Origin of the sequence: Gardnerella sp. DNF01198P (assembly GCF_049244165.1) — a bacterium.
Lineage (GTDB): Bacteria > Actinomycetota > Actinomycetes > Actinomycetales > Bifidobacteriaceae > Bifidobacterium > Bifidobacterium swidsinskii.
Window position 1 is genome coordinate 67,041 of the sequence record NZ_CP058382.1, and the last position, 23,336, is coordinate 90,376.

The window sequence follows — 23,336 nt, forward strand, 5'->3', positions numbered from 1 at the left end:
AATTAAGGACTTCATCTCATAACTGGCTATAAGATAAAGTCCTTAATTTTTCAGTTTTATTTATTTATGCTCAATTGCAATATGAGTTCAGTCATTCTTTACAGTTTCAGCAACGCGAGGCCACAAGGTTGTGCCCCAGTTCTTGATTGTGCGCTGGCGAACCAACGGCAAATCAGTACGGTTGTACACTGTACGCCATGGTTCCCATACTAAGCCGGTCTTTTCTTCCAACTTAATGCGAAGATTGCGCACATTGCCCTTGAACTGAATCGTTGTGCTGAAGTGAGCGGTACGATACTTGCCGTTTCCTTCCCAAGCGCGAGAACGTACGTATGGAGTTCCGTCGATATCAGTGCCGTACTCATCCCAGTAGACGTAGTAGCGAGCTACATAAGCTCCACGGTGATCCAAGGTCAAATAACCGTCACGGTAAGCAGAAACCTTAGTCTCAACATAATCGCTGTTGCTCTGGAGAGTTGCTACTTCGTTATCTTTTACGAAGGAAGTAGTGTAAGCGATTGGAACAGCTGGGCTAGAGGTGCTCAAATTTGCACCTTCCTGAATCAAAGCCTTTAGCGTATCGATATTGCCGGTAATAACCTTTGCTGCACCGTTAGCGCTGCCGCCGAGAATCACTGCAGTAACAGAAGTATTCTGGAGAATGCGATGGAATTCGGTGTTTGGCTTGATTTCTACGCCCTTAATTGCTGCTTCTACTGCAGCCTGGAAATCAGTGCTCTTGCTGGTGGTATCGAACTTTACGTACATTGAGCGACCATAAGCTACGTTTGACACGTAAACTGGTGGGCGTTTGCTGTCAACGCCACGGTTCTTCAAGCTTTCTGGCGTGGTGCATGGAGCAAAGAAATCTGCTGGGCTATCTGGAGCGTCGACGCTTACTGTGTAGTAAGTTTGCTTGAAGTTCACAATTTGAGTCTGCTTCTCACCCTTGTGTACCGCATCGAAATCAATCTTCAGCGGTACGCCAATCTTTGCAAAATCAGCACCAAACTTAGCCTTGAGCTGGTTCATGCTTTGTGCGCTTGCGGAATCATACTGCATACGAGCTGCTACATGATGGCTTGCTGCATATTGTGCATTCCATTTAGAAACTAAACCGTTAACTGCTGAAGTAACGGAGCTCTTGGTTGGATGTTGCACAGTTACAGCACTCTCGCCGCCGTGGAAGCCTGGCAAATCAATGCTCAAAGTTAATGGTGCGCGATTTGCTGAAATCAAGCTTGGCATGTTATCCATCAAATTCTGGTCAGCGCGGAATAATGCACCAGGATACACGCGATCATTGTTGGCCGAAGTTACCGACAAGTTTGACGTTGTATTGGTGATGTTCTTCTTCTGATGCTCAACAACAACGAATTCGCCGTTCTTGTTGAAGCTGTCGCTGGAGAATTTATTGTTAATTGTTTCGCCGTGACGTGCGAGAATATTTGTTTTATCGTAATGCAAATCCCACAAGTAGTTGTTCAGCGAGTCCTTGCTAGCTGCGCAAGATGCAGCTGGTGCAGAAGGCTTTGTGGAAGAATCTGCCATTGCTGGAACTGCTAAGCATTGTGGAATAATAGTCGCGCCCGCGAGCAACAACATTGCTGCATTACGGTAGAACTTTGTGCTCTTCATATGTATCCTTCGATTTTTATTAGATTTTATTTCAAATTATTTTTCAGTGAGATGCCGCAAAATACGTGCTTCAGTGCATATATATGCTTCAGTGCATCAGCTTCAGCTTCTCACATCACATGATTATTACACACTTTTTATTTATGCGATAATTGTTTAAAATAATTTTTTTAAGTTTCAAACAAAAGTTTAAATAATGCTGAAATACCAACACTTTTTGGTTACGTCAGTTTTGTTGTTTCGGCGTGTTGACAGATAAAACGAGCGGATTTTACGTATTTTGATTCGTGATAATTTTGTGAAAATATATGCAAAATATTTGTGCAAGTATTATTTAGTGTTACGCATGCGCAATTTTTAATTGCTTCAGTCTTAAAAAATTAATTTGTAGTACTTTCTCAATAAAACAAAAATAATCAACAAATAACTCTCGTAAAGCTTTTATCCACATTGCTTTTTTCTACTAACGAAGGTCACGTATCACACATATAGTTGAGGTTATGCCTACATTCACACGCGAAGAAATTGAGCATTTGGGCGTTTTGTCCCAGATTGCTTTAAGCGACGAAGAAATCAGTCGCTTGCAAGGCGAATTAAACGTCATTGCAGAATCTATTAATAAAGTGCAGGAAGTTGCTGGCGAAGATGTGCCACCTACTGCAAATCCAGTGCCTTTGGAAGCTTATTTGCGTCCAGATGAGCCTGCTACACCTTTGACTCAAGAAGAAGCTCTTTCGGATGCTCCTAGAAGTGAGTCTGGCATGTTTGTAGCGCCTCGAATTTTGGGGGAGGAATAAAACATGACTAATACTCAAGATTTGGTAAAACTTTCTGCTGCCGATATGGCAAAGGCTGTAAAAGCTAAAGAAGTTTCTAGCCGTGAACTTGTTGAAGCTCACTTGGCAGTCATTGAATCTGCAGAGCCAGAAATTAAGGCATTCTTGCATGTTTCTGCAGATATTGCTCTCGAGCAGGCAGATGCTTTTGATGCTAAGAACGCTAAGGGTGAGACTGAAGGATTGCCTGAGTTGGCTGGTGTGCCAATTGCCATTAAAGACATGATTGTCACTAAGGGCATTCCTACTACTGCAGCATCGAAGATCCTCGAAGGCTGGGTTCCACCTTACGATGCTACTGTTATTGAAAAGCTCAAAGCAGCTGGCATGCCAATTCTCGGCAAGACTAATTTGGATGAGTTTGCTCAAGGTTCTTCTACAGAACATTCTGCTTATCAAACTACTTGCAATCCTTGGGATACTGAGCGTGTTCCTGGTGGTTCCGGCGGCGGTTCAGCTGCAGCTGTTGCTGCATTCGAAGCTCCTATTGCTTTGGGTACAGATACTGGTGGTTCTATTCGCCAGCCAGGTGCTTTAACTGGTACAGTCGGCGCAAAGCCAACTTACGGTGGTGTTAGCCGTTTTGGTGCAATCGCTATGGCAAGCTCTCTCGACCAGATTGGACCTGTTTCTCGTACCGTTCTTGATTCTGCGCTTTTGCAGGAAATTATCGGCGGTAACGATAGGCGCGATTCTACTTCTATTCCAGCTCCTGTTCCTCCAATGGCTCAAGCTGCTCGTGAGGGCGCTCGCCGTGATTTGAAGGGCTTGAAGGTTGGTTTAGTTAAGGAGCTTAGCGGTGAAGGCTTCCAGCCAGGCGTTGAAGCACGCTTTAATGAAGCTGTGCAATTGCTTAAGGATATGGGCGCAGAGGTTACGGAAGTTTCTTGCCCTCACTTCCCTTACTCTTTGGCTGCTTATTACATTATTATGCCTTCAGAAGTTAGCTCTAATTTGGCTCGCTACGACGGTATGCGCTACGGTTTGCGCGTCATGCCACCAGCAGACAAGCCTCAGACTGCTGCAAATATGATGGCTGCAACTCGTGAAGCTGGCTTTGGCGACGAAGTAAAGCGTCGTATTATTCTCGGCACTTACGCACTTTCCGCTGGCTACTACGATGCTTGGTATGGCTCTGCACAAAAAGTTCGTACGCTTATTATTCGCGATTTTGAAGAAGCGTTTAAGAAAGTAGATGTTCTTGTTTCTCCAACAAGCCCTACAACGGCATTTAAGTTTGGCGAGAAGATGGATGATCCACTTTCTATGTACATGAACGATATTGCTACAATTCCTGCAAACATGGCTGGAGTTCCTGCTTTGAGCCTCCCAGCTGGCTTAAGCGACGACGGTTTGCCTGTTGGCATTCAGATTATTGCTCCGCAATGCCACGATGAAAAGATGTACAAGCCTGCAGCAGCGTTGGAAGCAGCGCTCGAAGAGCAGTGGGGCGGTCCAATTTGGAAGTCGCTTAAAGCTGGTTGGCTCGATTCATTGGCTAAGTAAAGTGAAGTAAAGCTTAAGTAAGAAGGATATCTAATGGCTGAAAAACTTATGAAATATGCCGATGCTGTTGAGCAATTCGATCCAGTATTCGGTTTGGAAACTCACGTTGAGCTTTGCACTCGTACGAAGCTGTTCTGCCCAGCAGAAGTATCTTTTGGCGGTGAGCCAAATACTCAGCTAACTCCTGTAAGCCTTGGTTTGCCAGGCTCTTTGCCAGTTGTAAACAAGACTGCAGTTGATTATGCAATTAAGCTTGGTTTGGCTTTACATTGCGAAATTGCTGAGTGGAGCCAGTTCGCTCGTAAGAACTACTTCTACCCAGATATGCCTCGCGATTATCAGATCTCCCAGTACGATAAGCCTACTAATGGCAACGGTTACTTGGATGTTGAGCTGGAAGACGGCACCGTGTTCCGTGTGCCGATTGAACGTGCTCACATTGAGGATGATGCTGGTAAGAATACTCACGTTGGCGGCGCTGACGGCCGTATTGAAGGCGCAAATCACTCTTTGGTTGATTACAATCGTGCAGGTGTGCCTTTAATCGAGATTGTAACTAAGCCAATCGAAGGTGCAGGTAGCCGCGCTCCAGAAATTGCTGGTGCTTATATGCGTGCTATTCGCGATATTGTTCGCGCTCTCAACATCTCTCACGCTCGTATGGAGCAGGGCAATATGCGTGCTGACGTGAACGTTTCGCTCCGTCGCAAGCCAACCGATCCATTTGGTACGCGTTCAGAAACTAAGAATGTGAACACATTCCGCGGAATCGAAAAGACGCTCCAATATGAGATTCGTCGTCAGGCTGCTATTTTGAGCGAAGGCGGCGAGATTTTGCAGGAAACTCGTCACTGGGATGAGGCAACTCAGACCACTGCTGGTGGTCGTGTGAAGTCGGATGCTGACGATTATCGCTACTTCCCAGATCCTGATTTGGTTATGCTTCACATTACTAAAGAGCATATTGAGCGCATGAAGGCGCAAATGCCTGAAATGCCTCGCGAGCGCCGTAACCGTTTGCAAAGCGAATGGGGTATTAGTGATCTTGAAATGCGCGATATTTTGAACGCAGATGCTCTTGATTTGGTTGAAGAAACCGTTAAGGCTGGCGCAAGTGCGGCAGGTGCTAAGAAGTGGTGGCTTGGTGAGCTTGCTCGTGAAGCAAACACTCGTGGCGTGACTTTGGAAGAATTGCCTATTACTCCGCAAGATGTGGCTGAAGTTGAAAAGCTAATTGCAGACGGCAATCTTAACGATAAGCTCGCTAAGCAAACTGTTGCATGCGTTTTGGCTGGCGAGGGTAAGCCTGATGAAGTTGTTAAGAAGCACGGATTTAAGGTTATGAACGACGACGGTGCTTTGGAAGCTGCTGTTGACGCTGCTCTTGCTGCTGATCCTGAAGTTGCAGAAAAGCTTAAGGCTGGAAATATGAAGCCGATGGGTGCAATTATTGGCGCTGTTATGCGTGCAACTAAAGGTCAGGCTGATGCTAAGGCTGTTACTAAGATTGTGATGGCAAAAATCAAAGGCTGAAAAGTGCCGTAAAGGCTGAAAAATTTAATATTTGATAACGCTAATGTATAAACGTAAAAGCGTAATCAATATTCAAAAGTAAGTGCTGCGTACTTGCTGCATACTCAAATCAGATTTGTTTGTGTAGCAGGTGCGCAGAATTTACTATTTATCAACATTGCGAGGCATTTTTCGTCTTCTGGATTATCATATATTATGCGACGTGAGAATTATGCGAAGGGCTTAATTTTCAAAGGCACAATACAAGTAGGTGACTATGCAACAAACCAATGATGGTGTTATTAACTCTCGCGAGTTACCAAAATCTATAGTAATTCCTCAAATTCGTGGAGAGATGGCGCACCTTCGTCCAGCTACGTGCGATGATTTTCAAAGAATGGATGATTTGTGCGCATTTGATGGTGCTGCAGTTATTACTGGAAAGGATGCTAATTCAGAGCGTTCTATGGTTCATTCGTGGGTTGAAAGCTCTATGCAATGGACTAAAGATAGTCTTATTGGCGAAAATCCTTCTGAATCTTGTCGTTTTGCTGGCGATGTTCAATTGCGTCACACTATTGCGTGGGCGATTGTTCCTGATGTTTTGGATGATTCAAATAACGCTTCCGGCGACATTATTGGCATGATTTTCCTTATAGATATTGACGGATGGTCTCGCAGTGCTCGAATTCAAGTTGTTTTAGGCAAAAATTATCGAGGAAGAGGCTATTCGCGCGATGCGATGCCTAGAGTTATGACTTATGCTTTTGCATCAGAGCCGACTGGTCTAGGGTTGCATAGAATTTGGGTGGGAGTTCCGGCAACTAATACTCGTTCGCTTTCGGTGTATCAATCGCTTGGCTTTGTAAAAACAGGCACTGCGCGCGATGCATTATGGGATGCCCAGAATCAAAAATATCAAGATTTTGTTGTAATGGACACTCTTGTAGATGAATATGATGCTATTCGCTCGCTGGATGCTTTTGGGTTACACGTTATTGAAGAAAATCCTGGTGTAGTTGAAGCTTTGAGTGCGCATGAGCATTCTGTGGCTATACCTGTGCATCGTGATAATCTTGATGAAGCATGGCCGTACAATGTAAACGTCTCTGAAGGAAGTTCATCAAAAAAAGCTTGGTGGCGCATTATAGGTCGTGGACGCAAACGTAATACGGAAGGTAAGTAATGAGCGCCGAAGATCTCGACAACTATGAAACCGATGCAGAACTTGCGTTATACAAAGAATACCGTGATGTTATTAAGCTTTTTACTTATGTTGTAGAAACAGAGCGACGATTTTATTTAGCCAATAAAGTCGATTTTAATGTGCGTTCAGCAGGTCAGGATGTTTATTTTGATGTTCAACTTACGGACGCTTGGGTATGGGATGTTTACCGCCCTTCGCGTTTTGTTAAAAATGTACGAATAGTAACTTTTAAAGATGTAAATGTTGAAGAAGTACAAAAAACAGACATTGACATTCCTGAATCTATCGCGTGATGCGCGTATGCTCAATAAGGATGTATAGGAATTGCTTACCTAGCACGCAAAGTGTTTTCGTAAAAATTTGATGTATTAAGATGGAGGACAAGTGACGGATACACAATCCCCAAAGGAATCTGTGGTAATTATTGGTGGTGGTCCGGCAGGGTTGACGGCAGCCTGGGAACTCGTTAAGGATGGCGGATCTAGCCGCTACGACGTAACAGTGCTCGAAGCCACGCGTGAGTTTGGTGGCATTTCGCGTACTGTGAAGTATAACGGCAATCGTATGGATATTGGCGGTCATCGTTTCTTCTCAAAAGATGACCGTATTATGCAGTGGTGGCGTGAAATGCTGCCTCTCCAGGGTGCGCCTTCATATGATGATAAAAAGCTTGGTCGTCATCATGATTTGGAAGCAGGTGGACCTGATCCTGAAGTTGAAGATGAAGTGATGTTGAAGCGTCATCGCGTTTCTCGTATTTTCTGGAATCATCATTTCTTTGATTATCCAATTTCTCTTTCTGCAGCAACCTTGCGTTCTATGGGCTTTATCTTGACTATGAAGGTTGGCTTCAGCTATTTGTGGTCTATGATTCACAAGTTGCCAGAAACTAATCTTGAGAATTTCTACATTAATCGTTTCGGCAAGAAACTTTATTCCATGTTCTTTGAGGGCTATACAGAGAAGCTTTGGGGTAGGCATCCAAGCCAGATTTCTGCCGATTGGGGTGCTCAGCGCGTTAAGGGCTTGAGCATTGTGGAAGTGTTGAAGAACGCTTTTTCCAAGCTTTTCCCTAAGAAAAAAGGCAAGGAAAAGGAAGTAGAAACCTCATTAATTGAGGAATTCTGGTATCCAAAGCTTGGTCCTGGTCAGTTGTGGGAAACGGTTGAGCGTCGTTGCCGCGAAAACGGTGCTACTGTGCGCACAGACGCAAAGGTAGTTGCTATTAAGCAAGCAGACGGAAAGATTTCCAGTGTTGTAGTTGAAGATGCAAATGGAGAGCGTTCAGAATTGCACGCCGACCAGTTTATATCTTCTATGCCAATTAAGGATTTGGTAGCTGCTCTTGAGCAGGGTGCAAATGGTGACGAGAAGGCTGAAGTTCCAGCAGAAATGCAACGCGTTGCCAAAGGTTTGCCTTATCGCGATTTTGTGACTGTAGGCTTGCTTGTTAAGCGCGTGCGTCTGCGTAATACTACCACTATTCCAACGCTTGGTAATCCTCCTATTGTTCCTGATTGCTGGATTTACGTGCAGGATCCTGGATATAAAGTCGGACGTTTGCAAATCTTCAACAACTGGAGCCCATATCTCGTTAAGGATGTTGATAACACTGTTTGGATTGGTCTTGAGTACTTCTGCGACGAAGGTGACGACTTCTGGAATATGAGTGATGATGATGCTCGCAAGATGGCTATTGACGAGTTGACTCGTATGCAGGTTATCAATGGTGAGGAAGACGTTCTTGATTCTCACCGTGAGCAAGTTCCAAAGGCATATCCTGCTTACTTTGACACATACGCTCAGATGCCTGAATTGATTGATTATCTTGATGGCTTTGGTAATTTGTATTGCGTTGGTCGTAATGGACAGCATCGTTATAATAACCAAGATCATTCAATGGCAACTGCTATTGAGGCTGTAGAAGATATCCGAACTGGAGAAACTTCTAAGAAGAACGTGTGGTCTGTTAATACTGAAAAGTCGTATCACGAAAAGAAGTAGTAATTAATTCTCGTATAAATTTGAGCGTTTGATTTTAAAGCGCAAATAATTTAGCGATATAGCGTCAATAATACTGGGTGTTACCCAGGTTATTGGCGCTTTTTGTTTATGTGCGTAGCTCTTTAAAAGCTTTATAGAAATTGCAATAAAATACTAAATACTATGGCGCGTCGCATTGTACAGCGTCGTATAGCTGTAGTAGCATACATAATGTTCGTTGTTATGTACATATGAATTGTTATGAAATAGCAGCGAGTTCGTGACGGATTTTTCCGTAATCTTCCATGTAAAGACTTGCCGGGTCTCTATTCCGTGCGAGTTAAGGAAAGGTAAAATTGTGGCAACAGGCCAGAATCTTGAAAAAATGAAGCTTTCAGAATTGAAAGATCTTGCGAAACAAATGGGTTTGCGTGGTACATCTACAATGCGTAAGCCTGAGTTGGTGGCTACACTGACGGCTGCTCGTAATGGGGGAGAAGCGCCTGCAGGTGTAAGTGTTCGTGTTCCTCGTGATGTTGTGAATGCTAATAAAACTGCAGATACTAGTACGGATATAGAAGATGTTAGGTCATCGAAAGACAATAGTGATTTAGAAGCGTTAGAAGTTTTGGTTCCCAATGCTGCTTCAGATCGTCGATATAGAGACGAAGAAGATTTTGGGAATAAAAATTATCGACGCGATGCGAATCGTAATAATACATTCCAGCGTCGTCGTTCCTCAGAAGATCGTAATGATAATCGCGATCGTAGAGAAGATGGGATGGATTCGCATGAGTTGGATCAAATTTTGGCAACATTACCTGGTGAAGATTCTCACGCAGAGGGTGAGCAGCGTCGTCAGCGTGTAGCTTCTCGTGACTTTGATAGAGAAGAACAGCAAAATCGTGCTGATCGTTTCCAGCGTCGTATGCGCGGTCGTGCGCGTGATTACGATGAGTCTCGTTCAGATTATTCAGATCGGCAGAATCGTTCAGAACGCATGGATCGAATAGAACGTGAAGATCGTGATGAACGTCGTGCTGAGCGTGGAGAACGTCAAGATCGTAACGATCGCAATGTTCGTCTTGATCGCGATGCACGTGATGCGCGCGATGCTCGCGAAGAGCATGATTTACGCGAGCCTCGTCGTGAAGAGCCTCAGGAAGAGCTCGTGCCAGTAGCTGGAATTGTTGATGTCTTAGAATCTTACGCATTCGTGCGCACTTCTGGTTATTTGCCTGGTCCTAACGATGTTTATGTTTCAATGAGCCAAATTAAAAAATATGGCTTACGTAAGGGTGATGCAGTTCAAGGCTCCATTCGTGCTCCTCGCGAAGGCGATCGTCGAAATCAGCGTCAAAAGTTTGTTCCTTTGCAAACAATCGATAGCATTAATGGAATGAGCGTTGAAGAAGCTCAGTCCCGCCCGCAATTTGCTAAGTTGACGCCGTTATATCCGCAGGAGCGTTTGAAGCAAGAAACTACTCCGAATCGCATGTTGGGACGTGTTATTGATTTAGTTGCCCCAATTGGTAAAGGCCAGCGCGGTTTGATTGTGTCGCCACCAAAGGCTGGTAAAACCATTACTCTTCAGAATATTGCAAATGCAATTACTACAAATAATCCTGAAGTGCATCTTATGGTTGTGCTTGTAGATGAGCGTCCAGAAGAAGTTACCGACATGGAACGTACTGTGCAAGGCGAAGTGATTTCTTCTACATTCGATCGTCCTGCAACAGATCACACTACTGTTGCTGAGCTTGCTATTGAGCGCGCTAAGCGTTTGGTTGAGCTTGGCCAGGATGTTGTGGTTTTGCTTGATTCTATGACTCGTTTGGCTAGAGCCTACAATATTGCAGCTCCTGCTTCTGGTCGTATTCTTTCCGGTGGTGTTGATGCTCAAGCGTTGTACCCACCAAAGAAGTTCTTCGGTGCTGCTCGAAATATTGAAGACGGCGGCTCTTTGACGATTATTTCTTCTGCATTGGTTGAAACCGGCTCTAAGATGGATGAAGTAATCTTCGAAGAGTTTAAGGGCACTGGAAATATGGAATTGCGCTTGAGTAGAGATTTGGCTGATAAGCGTCTCTTCCCAGCGGTAGATATTAATGCTTCTGGAACTCGTCGCGAGGAGTTAATTACTCCAGCTGCAGATTTGCCAGTTATTTATCGTTTGCGCCGTCTCTTTGGTGGTCTTGAGGCAGAGCAAGCGTATCAGACTTTGATTCCTCGATTGAAGAAAACTGCTTCAAACCGTGATTTCTTAGCTGCTATAACTCAACAAACTGGCACTGCTACGAATAATTCTTCTTCTACGACTATTGCGTAGTTCTTATTTCGTAAGGAATTAAAATTATTGCCCTTTGGATTATCTACCAAGGGGCAATAATTTTATTTATATTTATATTTATTAATAACTAATATTTTATGCAGCATGTAAAGCTTGTTGCGCAAGTGCAAATTTGCTTATGCGCGCTACGCCTTCTTTAAGTTCTTCTGCTTTCCCAGCGTAAGAGAGTCGCACGAATCCGCTTCCTTCTGCGCCAAAGGCTTCTCCTGGTACAACAGCAACTTTTTCTTCATCTAAAAGTTTTTTGCTAAATTCTTCTGAACTTAAACCAGTTGGTTGAACGTCAACAAAAACGTAGAATGCACCTTGAGGCTCTATAAGACGCAATGCATTGCAATTTGCCAATCCGTCTATAACAAGCTGACGTTTTGCGCGATATTCTTCTCTCATTTCACGCACGTGATCTTGCGGACCTGTTAATGCAGCTACGCCGCCATATTGTGCGGTAGAATTTACAGAAGAATGCATCATTTCTGCAATTTTGCTGGTTTGCTCAATAACTTGACTTGGTGCAAGAATATATCCAATTCTCCAGCCTGTCATTGCGTAAGTTTTTGATAAACTTTCTACAATAATGGTTCGTTCGTGCATTCCTTCAGCTGCTGCAATAGATGGTGCTACAGCATTTCCGCAAGGTTCAGTTTCTGGATTGCTTGCGAATACGAATGGATGGTAGACTTCGTCAGAAATTACCCAAAGATCAAATTCTTGGCATAATTTTGCAATTTTTTCGAGTTCTTCTGCGGTTGTTACTGCACCGGTTGGGTTGCATGGAGAATTGATAATGATGGCTTTAGTGCGTGGCGATATAGCTTTGCGTATTTCTGCTGCATTAATATGCATTCCATGTTCTGGCTTAAGGGCTACAGTTACTGGAATTCCTTCGCACATTAGCACTTCTGCATCGTATGATGTGAAGTATGGAGATGGAATAATAACCTCATCTCCCGGATCTATTACTGATTTAATAGCTAAATATAATCCAATAGTAGCGCCGTCAACGGCTTGAATTTCTGTGTCTGCGTTGTAGTTTAAACCTTTTACTCTATTCGTATAATTTGCAGCTGCCTCGCGGAATTCTGGTATGCCTAAAACGTCTGTGTATTTTGTTTTTCCCTCTCGTAATGAGTTGCACGCGGCTTCAACAATGTGTGAGGAAGCAGTTTCGCCTGGTTCTCCTAGGCATAGTGAAATAGCGTCTGGTATTTGTTCTACACGGTCAAATACATCTCTAATACCTGAACGAGGTATTGAAATTGCATGTTTCGCTACTTTTGCCATGCTGTGCTCCTTTTTGATTGTTGGTTTTGATTTTATAAGAATAATCTTTAAAGGTTATAGGCTTCGTTTATACGCTTATTATGCGAATTGTACAACACTATTACGGCTGATGTTAAAAGAAAAAATTATTTTTAACGTAATAATTTGTATTTTTTATTATTTTTTGAATAAATTTGTTCTTTTTCTGTAAAAAATACTGTACCATGAAAGAGACTGCAATGTGGCGCTACATAGATTCGTTTTAGATTCTCAATTCAGCGTCGACTGGAGAATGGAGGACGTATGGCTGGAAATCCTCATAAAGCTGAAACTAGTATAGCTATGGATTCAACTGATGCAATCATTGTTGATATTCTCGAACATGATGGTCGAGCGACGTTAACTCGTTTGGCGAAGGCTTCGGGTTTGTCTGTTTCTGCAGTTCAATCTCGAGTGCAAAAGCTTGAGCGTAAAGGTGTTATTACTGGTTATCGCGCGTTAATTGATTATGAGCGTCGTGGTTTACCTGTAAGCGCATTTGTGTCTGTTACGCCACTTGATTTTGGGCAGGAAGCTACAATACCTAACAAATTGCGTGATATTTCTGGTATTGAAGCTTGCTATTCGATTACTGGTAGTCCAAGTTTTATGCTGGTAGTGCGTGTTGCTACGCCAAGCAAATTGGAAGAACTTATTAATACCATTCATCGCATAGTCCCTGTCAGTACAGAAACAACTATGGTTCTGCAAACATATTTCGATTAAATAATATGTGTGATTTTTCTGAAACAACGGTTGACGCGCGCGATACATCTCTTACGACATGTTGCAAAGTTGCTGCCGAAGAGATTATTGTGTTGCGTCAATCTGTTGATAATTTTGATAATGCAATAATTGCGCTGCTTGCTGAGCGGTTTAAAACTACGAAACGAATTGGTGAGTTGAAGGCTGAAGCTGGATTTGCTCCTGAGGATTCTAAAAGAGAGCAGCAGCAAATAGAAAGTTTGCTAAATATTGCGGAAAATGCCGGATTAGATTCTTCGATTGCGTTGAAATATCACGAGTTTGTTGTTACTGAGGCTAAGAAACGTCATCAGCAAATGCAGTCTTGAGATTAGATATTTCTGTTATTTTAATTGCGTTGAACTATGAATCACAATCAGTTTGTAGATTTTGAAAATAGATTTTCGCATATCGGTATGTAATGTTTTTGTGCATATGCGTGGCTATCTGAGTAATAAAGGCGGATAATACAAGTATGACTATTGCAACTGTTGAACGTTATGCGCATATGCTTGATGCTGCAAGTCGAGGTGGCTACGCATACCCTGCTATCAATGTTACTAGTACGCAAACTCTTAATGCAGCTTTGCAGGGATTTGCTCAAGCTGAATCTGATGGCATTATCCAAGTTTCTGTCGGTGGCTCTGCTTATTTTTCGGGTCAATCTCTCAATAATCGTGTTGTTGGTTCAATAGCATTTGCAAAATTTGCGCACGAAGTAGCAGCTCAATATCCTAATATCACTATTGCGCTTCATACAGATCATTGTGCTGAGCAATATTTAGATGATTGGATTCAACCACTAATTTCTTATGAAACAGAACAAGTCAAAAAAGGCGAAGAACCATTATTTCAGTCGCATATGTGGGATGGCTCAACGGTGCCTTTGCAACATAATCTAGACGTTGCAGAACAGTTGCTGGATGCTTCGCAAAAATCTCGCACAATTCTTGAAATTGAGATTGGTGCTGTTGGTGGAGAAGAAGACGGGCATCGTGCTGATATTGACGAGAGATTGTATTCTACGCCTGAAGATGCTTTGCGTGTTGTAGATAAACTTGGCTTGGGTGAACGTGGCAGGTATATGGCAGCGTTTACTTTTGGCAACGTTCATGGAGCCTATAAGCCTGGCGTTGTAAAACTGCATCCTAAATTATTGCAAGAAATCCAAAAAACTGTATATCAGAACTATCAAAATATTTGTGATACTCGCACCTTTGGCGCTTCTAAAAAGCCGTTCCTGCTGGTATTTCATGGCGGATCTGGCTCTACTGCTCAAGAGATTGCTGAAGCTGTGCGTTACGGCGTAATTAAAATGAATATAGATACCGACACTCAATACGCTTTTACTCGTGCAATCGCTGGTCACATGTTCAGCAATTATGACTCTGTTCTTAAAATAGACGGAGAAGTTGGCGAAAAGAAGTTGTATGATCCTCGATCTTGGGGTCGTGAAGCCGAAAAAGCCATGGCTCAGCGTGTAGCAGAAGCTTGTGTGCAGTTAGGTTCTGCTGGTAAAGCACTGAAATAGTAAATTTTAATTTTATATATTTCATTTTCTTATTCGGTAGGGGCATAGAGATAGTCTTAACAGGTAAGGATTGTGCTTATTTGAGCAGCGTTAGCTCAAAAATGGAGGTGCGGCATGCCTGGTATTGTGCTTATTGGAGCTCAATGGGGTGACGAAGGTAAAGGCAAAGCAACAGATTTAATTGGTTCAAAGGTTGATATTGTCGCACGTTTTAATGGCGGTAATAATGCTGGGCACACTGTCGTTGTTGGCGATAAATCTTATGCATTACATTTACTTCCAAGCGGAATTATCAGCCCTAATGTTACGCCTGTAATTGGTAATGGTGTTGTTGTTGATCCAGAGGTATTGCTTGAAGAAATTGACGCTTTGGAATCTCGCGGTGTAGATTGTTCGCGCTTGCTTGTGAGCGAAGCTGCGCATGTTATTACTCCGTATCATCGAGTTATTGATAAAGTAACTGAGCGTTTTCTTGGCAAACACAAGATCGGCACGACTGGTCGTGGTATTGGACCTACTTACGCAGATAAAATTAATCGTGTTGGTATTCGAGTGCATGATTTATTTAATGCTGATCATTTGCGCGACAAAGTTGAAGCAAGTTTGCATCAAAAGAATCAAATGCTTGTAAAACTTTATAATCAACATCCTATTGATATTGATGCAGTTACTGCTCAACTTGTGGAGCTTGGCAAACGCTTGAAGAAATATGTTGCTGATACTTCATTAGTATTGAATGAAGCAATGGATGAAGGCAAAACTGTGCTGTTTGAAGGTGGACAAGCCACAATGCTTGACGTCGATCATGGCACTTATCCGTTTGTAACTTCTTCAAACCCTACTGCTGGTGGCGCTTGCACGGGTACTGGTGTTGGTCCTACTCGTATTACGCGCGTAATTGGAGTAGCGAAAGCGTATATTACTCGTGTTGGTGAAGGTCCATTCCCAACTGAACTTTTGGATGAGCAGGGTGACTGGTTGCGTGAGCAAGGCCATGAATATGGTGTTACAACTGGTCGTCCTCGTCGTTGTGGATGGTTTGATTCTGTAGTAAGCCGTTATGCAACTCGCGTAAATGGTTTGACGGATATTGTTCTTACTAAGCTTGACGTTTTGACTGGTTTGAAGGAAATCCCAGTTTGCGTAGCTTATGATGTGACTTTGTCTGATGGAACAGTTCAGCGTATGGAAGAAATGCCTGTAGATCAATCACTGTTTGCTTCTGCGAAACCAGTATACGAGATGCTTCCAGGCTGGAATGAGGATATTTCTCAAATTCATAAGTTTGAAGATTTGCCTCAAAATACGCAAAGTTATGTAAAGCGTTTGGAAGAGCTTTCTCATTGCCGTATTTCTGCTATTGGAACTGGTCCGCAGCGTGATCATATCATTAGTGTTCACTCACTAACTGACTGAAATTGTTTATTATTTTATGATCAACTTAGCAAAACGGCACTTCTCGATTGGGAGTGTCGTTTTGGTTTATGACGATAATTTCAAAAAGAGTGAAAATGAGTAAAATAAGCGGAAAAAATAAAAAAAATAATTGTCGATTATATTTTTTAGTTTTTATTGGTGGTACATGTGGAGCTTTCGTGCGTGCAGTAATTTCTTCTTATGCGCACACGATTCACCAAGTAGACGGACAATCATTTATATTTGGTCAGCTTACTTTAGGGACTTTTTTGTCGAATATGATTGCATGCTTTATTTTTGCTCTTGTTACTGCAATATCTGTTAAAGCTTTAACGCAAGAAAAGCAAACTTTGTATAAATATGCGCTAGGAACAGGCTTTTGTGGCGGATTGTCGACTATGTCTACTTTCGCGTTTGAAAGTGCAATGTCTTTTATGTCTCCACGCATGACGCTTGTTGTTTTGGGCATGCTTTTTTCGCTGCTTTTTGGCGTTTTTATGGCTTTTGTTGGTAATTGGGTTGGAACAGGAATTGCGAATTGCATGAACAAAAAGCAAAGTCAATCTGTTGCAGAAGCTAATACTAAGGTGATGAAGTGATGAATTCTTTATACGTTTTTATTATGTTTATTTTGCCTTGCTTTTTTGGCGGTTTAGGTGCTGTTTTAAGATGCGCAATGACTAAAAAAATTTCAGCTGCTCATAAAAGCGAAGTTCCAGTTGCAACGCTATTTATCAATTGCGTTGCTTCATTTGCTATAGGTGTTATGTCTAATGTTTTCATGGTTGCAGCTGCAATATGTGGAGTACGTTTTGCTTATTTGATGATTTTGGGATTTTTGGGTGGATTTTCCACGTTTTCTACTGCAATTTTTGAAGGTGTGGATCTTATTCAAAGAAAGCGCATAAAAGATGGAGTGTTCTTGCTTTTTGCAGAACTTATTGTTCCATTCTTTGCTGCTTCTGTTGGGTATATTGTTTCGCAAATATTGTTACTGTACGTAATTTAGTATTTAGAAGTTAAGTGTTGTGCGCAGAATCGAGTTGTAGTGAAGTTTAAGAATGCATTGAGCTTTTTGAGTAATAACTTAAAGCAAATATCAAAAACTTTTTGCCAGCTTCGTTGGAAAGTAATATTAGCTGGGATATTTGTCGGCGTTGTTTCTGGTTCATTAGTAGCTTCTTACAGGCTTGGTATTGAATACGGTACGGATTTTGCGCGTTGGATGTATTTACAAATCCGGCATAACGCATGGTGGATTTTGCCATGCTTAATTTTTGCTGTAATTGCAGGTTTAATTATTGGCTGGATGAGTCGTAAAGAAAGTATGGCTTCTGGAAGTGGTATTCCTCAAGTCGTGGGATATGTTAATCGCGGTTTGAATATGCGATGGCACACGATTCTGCCAGTGCGTTTTGTTGGCGGTTTACTTGGTTCTTTATTTGGATTGTCTCTTGGGCGTGAAGGTCCATCTATTCAAATAGGTGCATGTGGTGCTCAAATGTTGTCTCGAATTTTCCGTAAAGGTAGGCGTGACGATATTAAAGAGCATTATGTAGTAACTGCTGGAGCTGCAGCCGGTTTATCTGCTGCGTTTTCTGCGCCACTTTCTGGAGTTATGTTTGCTATGGAGGAGATTCAGCACGGCTTAACTTCAATTGTTCTTATAGGAGCTGCTGCAGCTGCTTTATGTGCTGATTTTGTTTCGCAAACTTGTTTCGGGTTGCGTCCAGTTCTTGATTTTGGTCAGATTCCAGATTTGCCAATGAACTTGCATATTTGGATTATTCCTCTTGGTATTTTTGCAGGTTTTGTAGGCTCGATAATGAATCGTTCGTTACTTGGTTTGCAAACATTATACGGATATTTGCCAAAGTGGATGCCTGTTGCTATTGCTTGCTTAATTGCAATACCAGTTGGCTTGTTCCTGCCTGAAGTTCTTGGTGGCGGATCTAATTTAGTGCGACTTTCTGAATATGGAAAAGCAAGTCTTGCAATGCTTTGTTTGCTATTTGTGGCAAAAATGTTGTTTACTTCTACGAGTTTTGGTTGTGGCGCTCCCGGTGGTATTTTTATGCCTATTCTTGCAGTAGGTGCGCTCGCAGGTGGTGTTGCTGCGCGCTGGATTACTAGCGTTTCAGCATTTGGCATTGATACAAAATTTGTATCTGTGTTTGCAGTTTGCGTTATGGCTGGTACGTTGTCTGCATCTGTAAAAGCTCCACTCACTTCGATTTTGCTTACTGTTGAAATGTCTGGAACTATGATTCATACGCTTCCAGTTGCAGCTTCTGCATTTATCGCATTGCTTATTTCGGATATTCTAAAAACTAAGCCAATTTATGGTGAGTTACTTGAACGCTATATGAAAGTTAATAAAGATTTAGTATTGCCATCTGTAAATTCTGTAAAATAGATGTTTTTATAGATAATTTTTGTGCAATATTTGCTTATTCTTAATATTTCCTGAGCTTTTAACCACATTGCATGAATATTGTTGAAAACTCATTGCTGTATGCGTTTCAATAGGCGCATGAGTATGAATATGAGTGTAAGCAACAAATCAATTGGCGTTAAGCAGATTGATAAAAATTATAACAATGGCGAAGCTGTAGGCGCATTTAGAGATGTTAAACGTTATGTTTATCCTCCTCAAGTTGCAGATAAATCTATATACGAATCTGCGTCTAATGGTGTAAAAAGCACGCCTTGTATAGCTGACGATCATACTGTTATGACTTTTTTGCCTAAGAGTTCTCAAGATGTGGAGAGTTTTCAACACACTGAACGCTCACAAGATATTTCTATTAAGCATAAGTCTTGCATGTTTAATAATTCTGAAGAAGATAATCTTATTGCGCGTGATTCTTTAGATCCGTTGCCTAAAAATATTTTAGTTGGAATGTCTGCTGCAGATGGCATTGGGCTAAGCACTTCGCTATCTATTCTTTCGCGCTATATAAGTGAACAAGGTCATAGTGTTGCTCTTGTAGATGCTGATTTGACTCATGGTGGTTTAGACGTTCTGCTTGGTTTGGAATCAGATGAAGGCCGCAGGTTGCAAGAAGTTGATGCTTCTTTAGGTAAATGCGATGGCTATGTGTTACGCAATGAGCTATTGCATTGGGACAATGTGGATGTTTTAGCATTTTCTCCATGGCATGGTAAGTATCCTGAACCTTGGGTTTTAGAGGCTGCTATTAGAGGTTTAGCTGATGCTGTTGATGTAGTTATTGTAGATATAGGTTCTGGCGAGACTGCTATGAAGTCTTACCATAATATTCCGCAATTTATTGACAGTGCGACTCTTGCTGCTGTTGAGCTATCTGTGCTTGATTTAGCAAGGTTTAGAGCGTTGCTACAAAAATTAGATACTTTGTGTGATTCTGAAGTAAAGTTTAATAAATTTGCTGTTGTTGGATTGTCTCCTCGTGGTTTAACGCAAAAATCTTATGTTTTAAGTATCGATGAAGCTTCTGAATATCTATCAACTACATTTCTTGGTTCTTTGCAACACGATGCTCGCATGTACACCGACATTATAGGGGGATATGGTATTCGAAATGTGCCATCTTCAATGAAGGAAACCATGAAACGCATAAATAATTGGCTTATCGGAGATGTTATATCAAATACAAAAAATGCTGTAACTAAATATCGTCGTTCGCAATATCGTCGTTCGAAATACTCAAGAGGTAAATATGATCGTAAATAATATTCGTGATATCGATTTTGGAATTCTGCAGGAATTTGCCAATGATGTAAGAGTTACAGACATGGTTGTAAGTGAGTCCGGTCGTGTGTGGGTAGATTGTGGGCAAGGTCTCAAGGAACGCGCAACTCGAGTTCCGCTTAACAACCCTGCTTTGTTAAGAGAATATGCTGTATGGCTTTGTGCACAATTAGGCAAAAGACTGGATGATGCGTGTCCTATTGCTGATGCTTCAAGTACTTCTGGCATTCGCATACATGCTGTTTTAGCACCACTTGTATCTCAAGGAGCAGCATTGTCAATTCGTTTTCCTTCAGTTAATCGTTATGATCTTGTTTCTTTAAGCGATCAAGGCATGTTTCCAAAAGAATTGTCTTGTATTCTAAGCGTTTTAGTTAAAAAGCGAGCAAATATAATGATCACTGGAAGTACTGGATCTGGGAAAACCACACTTATGAAGGCTTTGTTGGCTGCTGCTGATTGCGAAGATCGTATTGTATCTGTTGAAGAAATTAGAGAGCTCGGCGAGTTGACACAAAATCATGTTTCGTTAAGTGCGCGAGAAGCTAATGTAGAAGGTGTAGGAGAAATTGGCTTATCTCAATTAGTAAAAGCAACATTAAGAATGCGCCCGGATCGCATTATTCTTGGTGAATGTCGTGGGGAAGAAATTGCTGATTTGTTGAGAGTGTTTACTTCCGGGCATAAGGGTGGAATGACAACTCTTCATGCAGATGAAATAGAAAAAGTTCCCGCTCGTCTTATGGCATTAGGGTTATTGGCTGGGTTGGAGCCTGCAGCTTTATGTGCTTTAGCTGCTGGAGCATTCGATGTTGTTATTCATGTAGAGAGATCCTCTAACGGGCGTCGAATGATCAAAGAACTCGGTATTTTGCAATACGCTTCTAGCGCTTCGTTGCTGTGTGGCATTCCAGTTTTGCAATTATCTTGTGGAATTGACGGCAGTATTGTCATGAAATTTTTGCCTGCATGGGTTAAGTTTTCAAATTATTGGAATCTTCCCGAAAATATGGCCAACATATGTGTTGACAGTTCAAATAATTAGTAGTCGATTGTGTTGCTTGGAGCGTAAAAATGGATATTGAAGAAGTTCTTGCTGGAATGATTGCTGCATTACGTTCTGGTTCTACTTTTGCAATGATTGTTCACAGTGACTCTAAGTCTCAACAATGTATTTGCAGTAGTGCAGTTAATACAAAAATTATTTATAAATGGCTTTATGAACGTTGTTTTCCAAAGAATCGCAATATGAATAAGAATCAACGTCGTCAGCTTGAAAAACATATGCATACTGTTTCTGAAAGTCTTATGGCTTCATATGAATTGAGTAATACTCTTGGTTGTGCTATGGCAGAATGTGTGGAAGCTACGGCAGCGTCATATCATGCTCAGAAGCGTGCAGAAGATTTACGTGCTGACGTAGCTGCAATGCCAAAAGCAACAATAAAACTACTTACTGCTCTACCTATTTTGGCTCTTTTTGCTGGTGAATTATTAGGTGGGCACCCTATTTTGATGTTAATTACAACAGTAAATGGATGGATTTTATTAACAATAGGTGGAATATGTTATGGATTGGGTTTGGCATGGGTTAGTTCTATGTTGCAAATATCTCAGCATGCAATGGATGCTGCCTCGCTGGAAGGCTGATTTATGGAATCCACAAAGCAGCTTTTGTTTATCATCCCATTGTTTGTTGTAATTGTTTGGCAATGGGTGAGTTTGAAATTAGAGTGCGATTCATTAGATAATCGTATGCGTTTTAACAGTAAAATTATGCTAGTTAAGTACGAATGGCGTAACTCCAAAGTTTCATATGTAGATCCTCTTCTTGGTTTACATATGATTATTGTTTCACTTCGTAGTGGTGTTGCTATTACTAGGGCTCTTAGTGCTGTTGGAGAAGTGTTTCCTTGTGGTCAAGGCATGTGGCTTTGCTCTGTTTCCAATGCTTTACTTGCAGGAGATACGTGGCATGAAGCATGGTCTTCTACTTATACTAAACAAGATAATTTTGAATTAGAAAATAAATCAAAATTTACTAATCGTAAAAACTTAGATTCTTCAGAAATATTAGCTAGATGGTTAATGACATCTTTAAAAGAATCATGGTGTTATGGTTCATCTCCAGTTCCTGTATTGTCTGCACTTGCTCAACATTATGAGATAAATATGGCCAATATTGCTAGACAAGAAAGTTCTAAGTTGTCTGTGCGATTGCTGCTTCCTGTTGGATTATGTTTTTTGCCGTCTTTTATATGCATAGGAATTTTGCCAACAGTTATGTCGCTTATGCGCTAGCTTTTTAAAAATAAATTTTTAGAAAAATAAATTAGCTTTTATCCACAATGCAATTTTTTTATTTTCATTCGCAAAACAAGTTGTAATAATATTTCTATCCGAAAATTTCGGATAGTTTGAAGTGAAAGGTACAAGATGATGGTTGGGATAATGCAAAAACTTGTTGCACGATACGCTGTGTCTATGCTTCAAGTAAATGAACAATTAGTGAATATTGAGTCACGTTTGTGTCAAAAAAGAAAACTGTACGCTGAAGGTCTTAAAAATAAGGATTCTGGAGCTGTAACAGCTGAGTATGCAGTAGTTATTATTGCTGCTACTGGTTTTGCTGCACTGCTAGTTGCTATTTTGAAATCAGATACGGTTCGCACAACGTTGACAGATTTAGTGAAAAAAGCATTGAAAATCGGCTAACGGCATGTTTTAGCAGATGAAATGAGCTTATGATGCGGAAAGTTATTGTGTGCAAAAGATTGTTGCGCAGAATTAGTGATTATGACAGAGGGACGGTAACTGCTGAATTTTCTATTGTTTTGCCTTGTGCATTAATACTGTTATTTGTATTAATTGGCATAGGTAGAGCAGTTGTATGTACTATGAATTGTCATGATGCTGCTGCGCAAGTTGCGTATTATCTTGTGACTCATAAGGACGATAAAGCTGCCGCAAGTATTGTGCAGTCGGTCGCAGGTCAAGGAGCGTCGGTGAAAATAAGTCGTAGCAATAATATGGCGAATATTGTTGTTAAATGTCCTCTTATTCCCGATCCTCTTCATATTTTGCCGCCTCTAGTGGAAAGTCATGTAAGCCAGGTTTTAGTATGAGTAGGCGCAAGAATTTTGTGAAGCATTCAATAAATTTCATTCATAAGCGATGTAAGGGCATTGACTGCGGTTCTGGCACTATGCTTGGCATTATGCTAGTGATCGCAGTCTGCTCAATAGTAGTGCTTTCTGCTATTTTATGTAATGTTCTCGGAGCTAAACATCAAGCTTATGCTGTTGCAACTTCTGCTGCTTTATCTGGTGCTTCTGCGTTGCAAAGGATGGAGGATAATGCGTGTGAGGTTGTTGCGCGTACTGTTGCTTCAAGCAATGCTTTTTTGAAATCTTGCAACTCTACTAGTAATGATGTAACTGTTCGTGTTTCTGTTGGGCTAAATATTCCATTTGCTTCTAACGTGGAAGTTTCTGCTAGAGCAGGACTAGAAGATTGCAATAAGTAGTAAGTAGCAAAAACGAATATAAATATCAGCAGTCGGGTGGCGGCTGCTGATAGTC

The 23,336-nt window shown here is 41.6% G+C and carries 23 protein-coding genes; 21 read left to right on the plus strand and 2 right to left on the minus strand.

Annotation, left to right across the window (positions count from 1 at the left end; genetic code table 11):
• Positions 1 to 87: 87 nt before the first annotated feature.
• Positions 88 to 1,638, minus strand: coding sequence for a cholesterol-dependent cytolysin vaginolysin (gene vly, locus HXT44_RS00290; protein WP_004574203.1), 1,551 nt, complete (start codon positions 1,636 to 1,638; stop codon positions 88 to 90).
• A 500-nt stretch (positions 1,639 to 2,138) separates the two neighbouring features.
• Here vly and gatC point away from each other — a divergent pair, with 500 nt between their 5' ends.
• The 7 genes from gatC (at position 2,139) to rho (ending at position 11,011) form a co-directional block, all read left to right on the plus strand.
• The gene (gene gatC / locus HXT44_RS00295) at positions 2,139 to 2,435 is read left to right on the plus strand and encodes an Asp-tRNA(Asn)/Glu-tRNA(Gln) amidotransferase subunit GatC (protein ID WP_004105888.1); all 297 of its coding nucleotides are present in this window, start codon (positions 2,139 to 2,141) and stop codon (positions 2,433 to 2,435) included.
• Between the two features lie 3 nt (positions 2,436 to 2,438).
• Positions 2,439 to 3,980, plus strand: coding sequence for an Asp-tRNA(Asn)/Glu-tRNA(Gln) amidotransferase subunit GatA (gene gatA / locus HXT44_RS00300; RefSeq protein ID WP_004105890.1), 1,542 nt, complete (start codon positions 2,439 to 2,441; stop codon positions 3,978 to 3,980).
• Between the two features lie 33 nt (positions 3,981 to 4,013).
• The gene (gatB, locus tag HXT44_RS00305) at positions 4,014 to 5,513 is read left to right on the plus strand and encodes an Asp-tRNA(Asn)/Glu-tRNA(Gln) amidotransferase subunit GatB (RefSeq protein ID WP_064340578.1); all 1,500 of its coding nucleotides are present in this window, start codon (positions 4,014 to 4,016) and stop codon (positions 5,511 to 5,513) included.
• 256 nt (positions 5,514 to 5,769) lie between these two features.
• Positions 5,770 to 6,678: a GNAT family N-acetyltransferase gene (locus HXT44_RS00310; protein WP_421782915.1), complete on the plus strand. Its 909-nt coding sequence runs from the start codon at positions 5,770 to 5,772 to the stop codon at positions 6,676 to 6,678.
• Complete coding sequence (locus tag HXT44_RS00315; RefSeq protein WP_004105898.1) at positions 6,678 to 6,992, plus strand: DUF2469 domain-containing protein; 315 nt, start codon at positions 6,678 to 6,680, stop codon at positions 6,990 to 6,992. The genes HXT44_RS00310 and HXT44_RS00315 overlap by 1 nt, the downstream gene beginning before the upstream one ends.
• A 91-nt stretch (positions 6,993 to 7,083) precedes the next feature.
• Positions 7,084 to 8,703 (plus strand): NAD(P)/FAD-dependent oxidoreductase, encoded by a 1,620-nt coding sequence (locus HXT44_RS00320; RefSeq protein WP_421782917.1) that lies wholly within the window; start codon positions 7,084 to 7,086, stop codon positions 8,701 to 8,703.
• Between the two features lie 337 nt (positions 8,704 to 9,040).
• Positions 9,041 to 11,011 carry a transcription termination factor Rho gene (gene rho / locus HXT44_RS00325; protein WP_421782919.1) on the plus strand — a complete coding sequence of 657 codons (1,971 nt, stop codon included), beginning with the start codon at positions 9,041 to 9,043 and terminating at the stop codon, positions 11,009 to 11,011.
• A 96-nt stretch (positions 11,012 to 11,107) separates the two neighbouring features.
• On the opposite strand, the gene HXT44_RS00330 is transcribed toward rho, so the two are convergent.
• On the minus strand, positions 11,108 to 12,313 hold the full coding sequence (locus HXT44_RS00330) for a pyridoxal phosphate-dependent aminotransferase (protein WP_421782920.1): 1,206 nt from the start codon (positions 12,311 to 12,313) through the stop codon (positions 11,108 to 11,110).
• Positions 12,314 to 12,595: 282 nt separating this feature from the next.
• Here HXT44_RS00330 and HXT44_RS00335 point away from each other — a divergent pair, with 282 nt between their 5' ends.
• The 14 genes from HXT44_RS00335 to HXT44_RS00400 all read left to right on the plus strand — a co-directional run bounded on the left by HXT44_RS00335 (position 12,596) and on the right by HXT44_RS00400 (position 23,281).
• A complete protein-coding gene (locus HXT44_RS00335; RefSeq protein ID WP_004105907.1) occupies positions 12,596 to 13,057 on the plus strand; it encodes an Lrp/AsnC family transcriptional regulator in 462 nt (153 codons plus the stop codon).
• Between the two features lie 5 nt (positions 13,058 to 13,062).
• The gene (locus HXT44_RS00340) at positions 13,063 to 13,404 is read left to right on the plus strand and encodes a chorismate mutase (protein WP_004110050.1); all 342 of its coding nucleotides are present in this window, start codon (positions 13,063 to 13,065) and stop codon (positions 13,402 to 13,404) included.
• A 146-nt stretch (positions 13,405 to 13,550) separates the two neighbouring features.
• Positions 13,551 to 14,606 (plus strand): class II fructose-bisphosphate aldolase, encoded by a 1,056-nt coding sequence (gene fbaA, locus HXT44_RS00345; protein WP_012913738.1) that lies wholly within the window; start codon positions 13,551 to 13,553, stop codon positions 14,604 to 14,606.
• 114 nt (positions 14,607 to 14,720) lie between these two features.
• A complete protein-coding gene (locus HXT44_RS00350; protein WP_004110044.1) occupies positions 14,721 to 16,022 on the plus strand; it encodes an adenylosuccinate synthase in 1,302 nt (433 codons plus the stop codon).
• Between the two features lie 95 nt (positions 16,023 to 16,117).
• Entirely contained in the window at positions 16,118 to 16,621 is a 504-nt protein-coding gene (locus tag HXT44_RS00355) for a fluoride efflux transporter FluC (RefSeq protein WP_102155526.1), read from the plus strand.
• Positions 16,621 to 17,031 carry a fluoride efflux transporter FluC gene (locus tag HXT44_RS00360; RefSeq protein WP_004110041.1) on the plus strand — a complete coding sequence of 137 codons (411 nt, stop codon included), beginning with the start codon at positions 16,621 to 16,623 and terminating at the stop codon, positions 17,029 to 17,031. The genes HXT44_RS00355 and HXT44_RS00360 overlap by 1 nt, the downstream gene beginning before the upstream one ends.
• A 39-nt stretch (positions 17,032 to 17,070) precedes the next feature.
• Complete coding sequence (locus tag HXT44_RS00365; RefSeq protein ID WP_004110037.1) at positions 17,071 to 18,438, plus strand: ClC family H(+)/Cl(-) exchange transporter; 1,368 nt, start codon at positions 17,071 to 17,073, stop codon at positions 18,436 to 18,438.
• Between the two features lie 123 nt (positions 18,439 to 18,561).
• Complete coding sequence (locus HXT44_RS00370) at positions 18,562 to 19,737, plus strand: hypothetical protein (protein WP_064622109.1); 1,176 nt, start codon at positions 18,562 to 18,564, stop codon at positions 19,735 to 19,737.
• Positions 19,724 to 20,800 (plus strand): CpaF family protein, encoded by a 1,077-nt coding sequence (locus tag HXT44_RS00375; RefSeq protein ID WP_004110032.1) that lies wholly within the window; start codon positions 19,724 to 19,726, stop codon positions 20,798 to 20,800. Before HXT44_RS00370 ends, HXT44_RS00375 begins: the two co-directional genes overlap by 14 nt.
• A 29-nt stretch (positions 20,801 to 20,829) precedes the next feature.
• Positions 20,830 to 21,405, plus strand: coding sequence for a type II secretion system F family protein (locus tag HXT44_RS00380; RefSeq protein WP_004110029.1), 576 nt, complete (start codon positions 20,830 to 20,832; stop codon positions 21,403 to 21,405).
• Positions 21,406 to 21,408: 3 nt separating this feature from the next.
• Positions 21,409 to 22,056 (plus strand): type II secretion system F family protein, encoded by a 648-nt coding sequence (locus tag HXT44_RS00385; protein ID WP_004110027.1) that lies wholly within the window; start codon positions 21,409 to 21,411, stop codon positions 22,054 to 22,056.
• Positions 22,057 to 22,194: 138 nt separating this feature from the next.
• Positions 22,195 to 22,470 carry a DUF4244 domain-containing protein gene (locus HXT44_RS00390; protein ID WP_033888546.1) on the plus strand — a complete coding sequence of 92 codons (276 nt, stop codon included), beginning with the start codon at positions 22,195 to 22,197 and terminating at the stop codon, positions 22,468 to 22,470.
• Between the two features lie 29 nt (positions 22,471 to 22,499).
• Entirely contained in the window at positions 22,500 to 22,880 is a 381-nt protein-coding gene (locus HXT44_RS00395; RefSeq protein WP_421782923.1) for a TadE/TadG family type IV pilus assembly protein, read from the plus strand.
• Positions 22,877 to 23,281 (plus strand): Rv3654c family TadE-like protein, encoded by a 405-nt coding sequence (locus HXT44_RS00400; protein WP_033888548.1) that lies wholly within the window; start codon positions 22,877 to 22,879, stop codon positions 23,279 to 23,281. Before HXT44_RS00395 ends, HXT44_RS00400 begins: the two co-directional genes overlap by 4 nt.
• Positions 23,282 to 23,336: the final 55 nt, after the last annotated feature.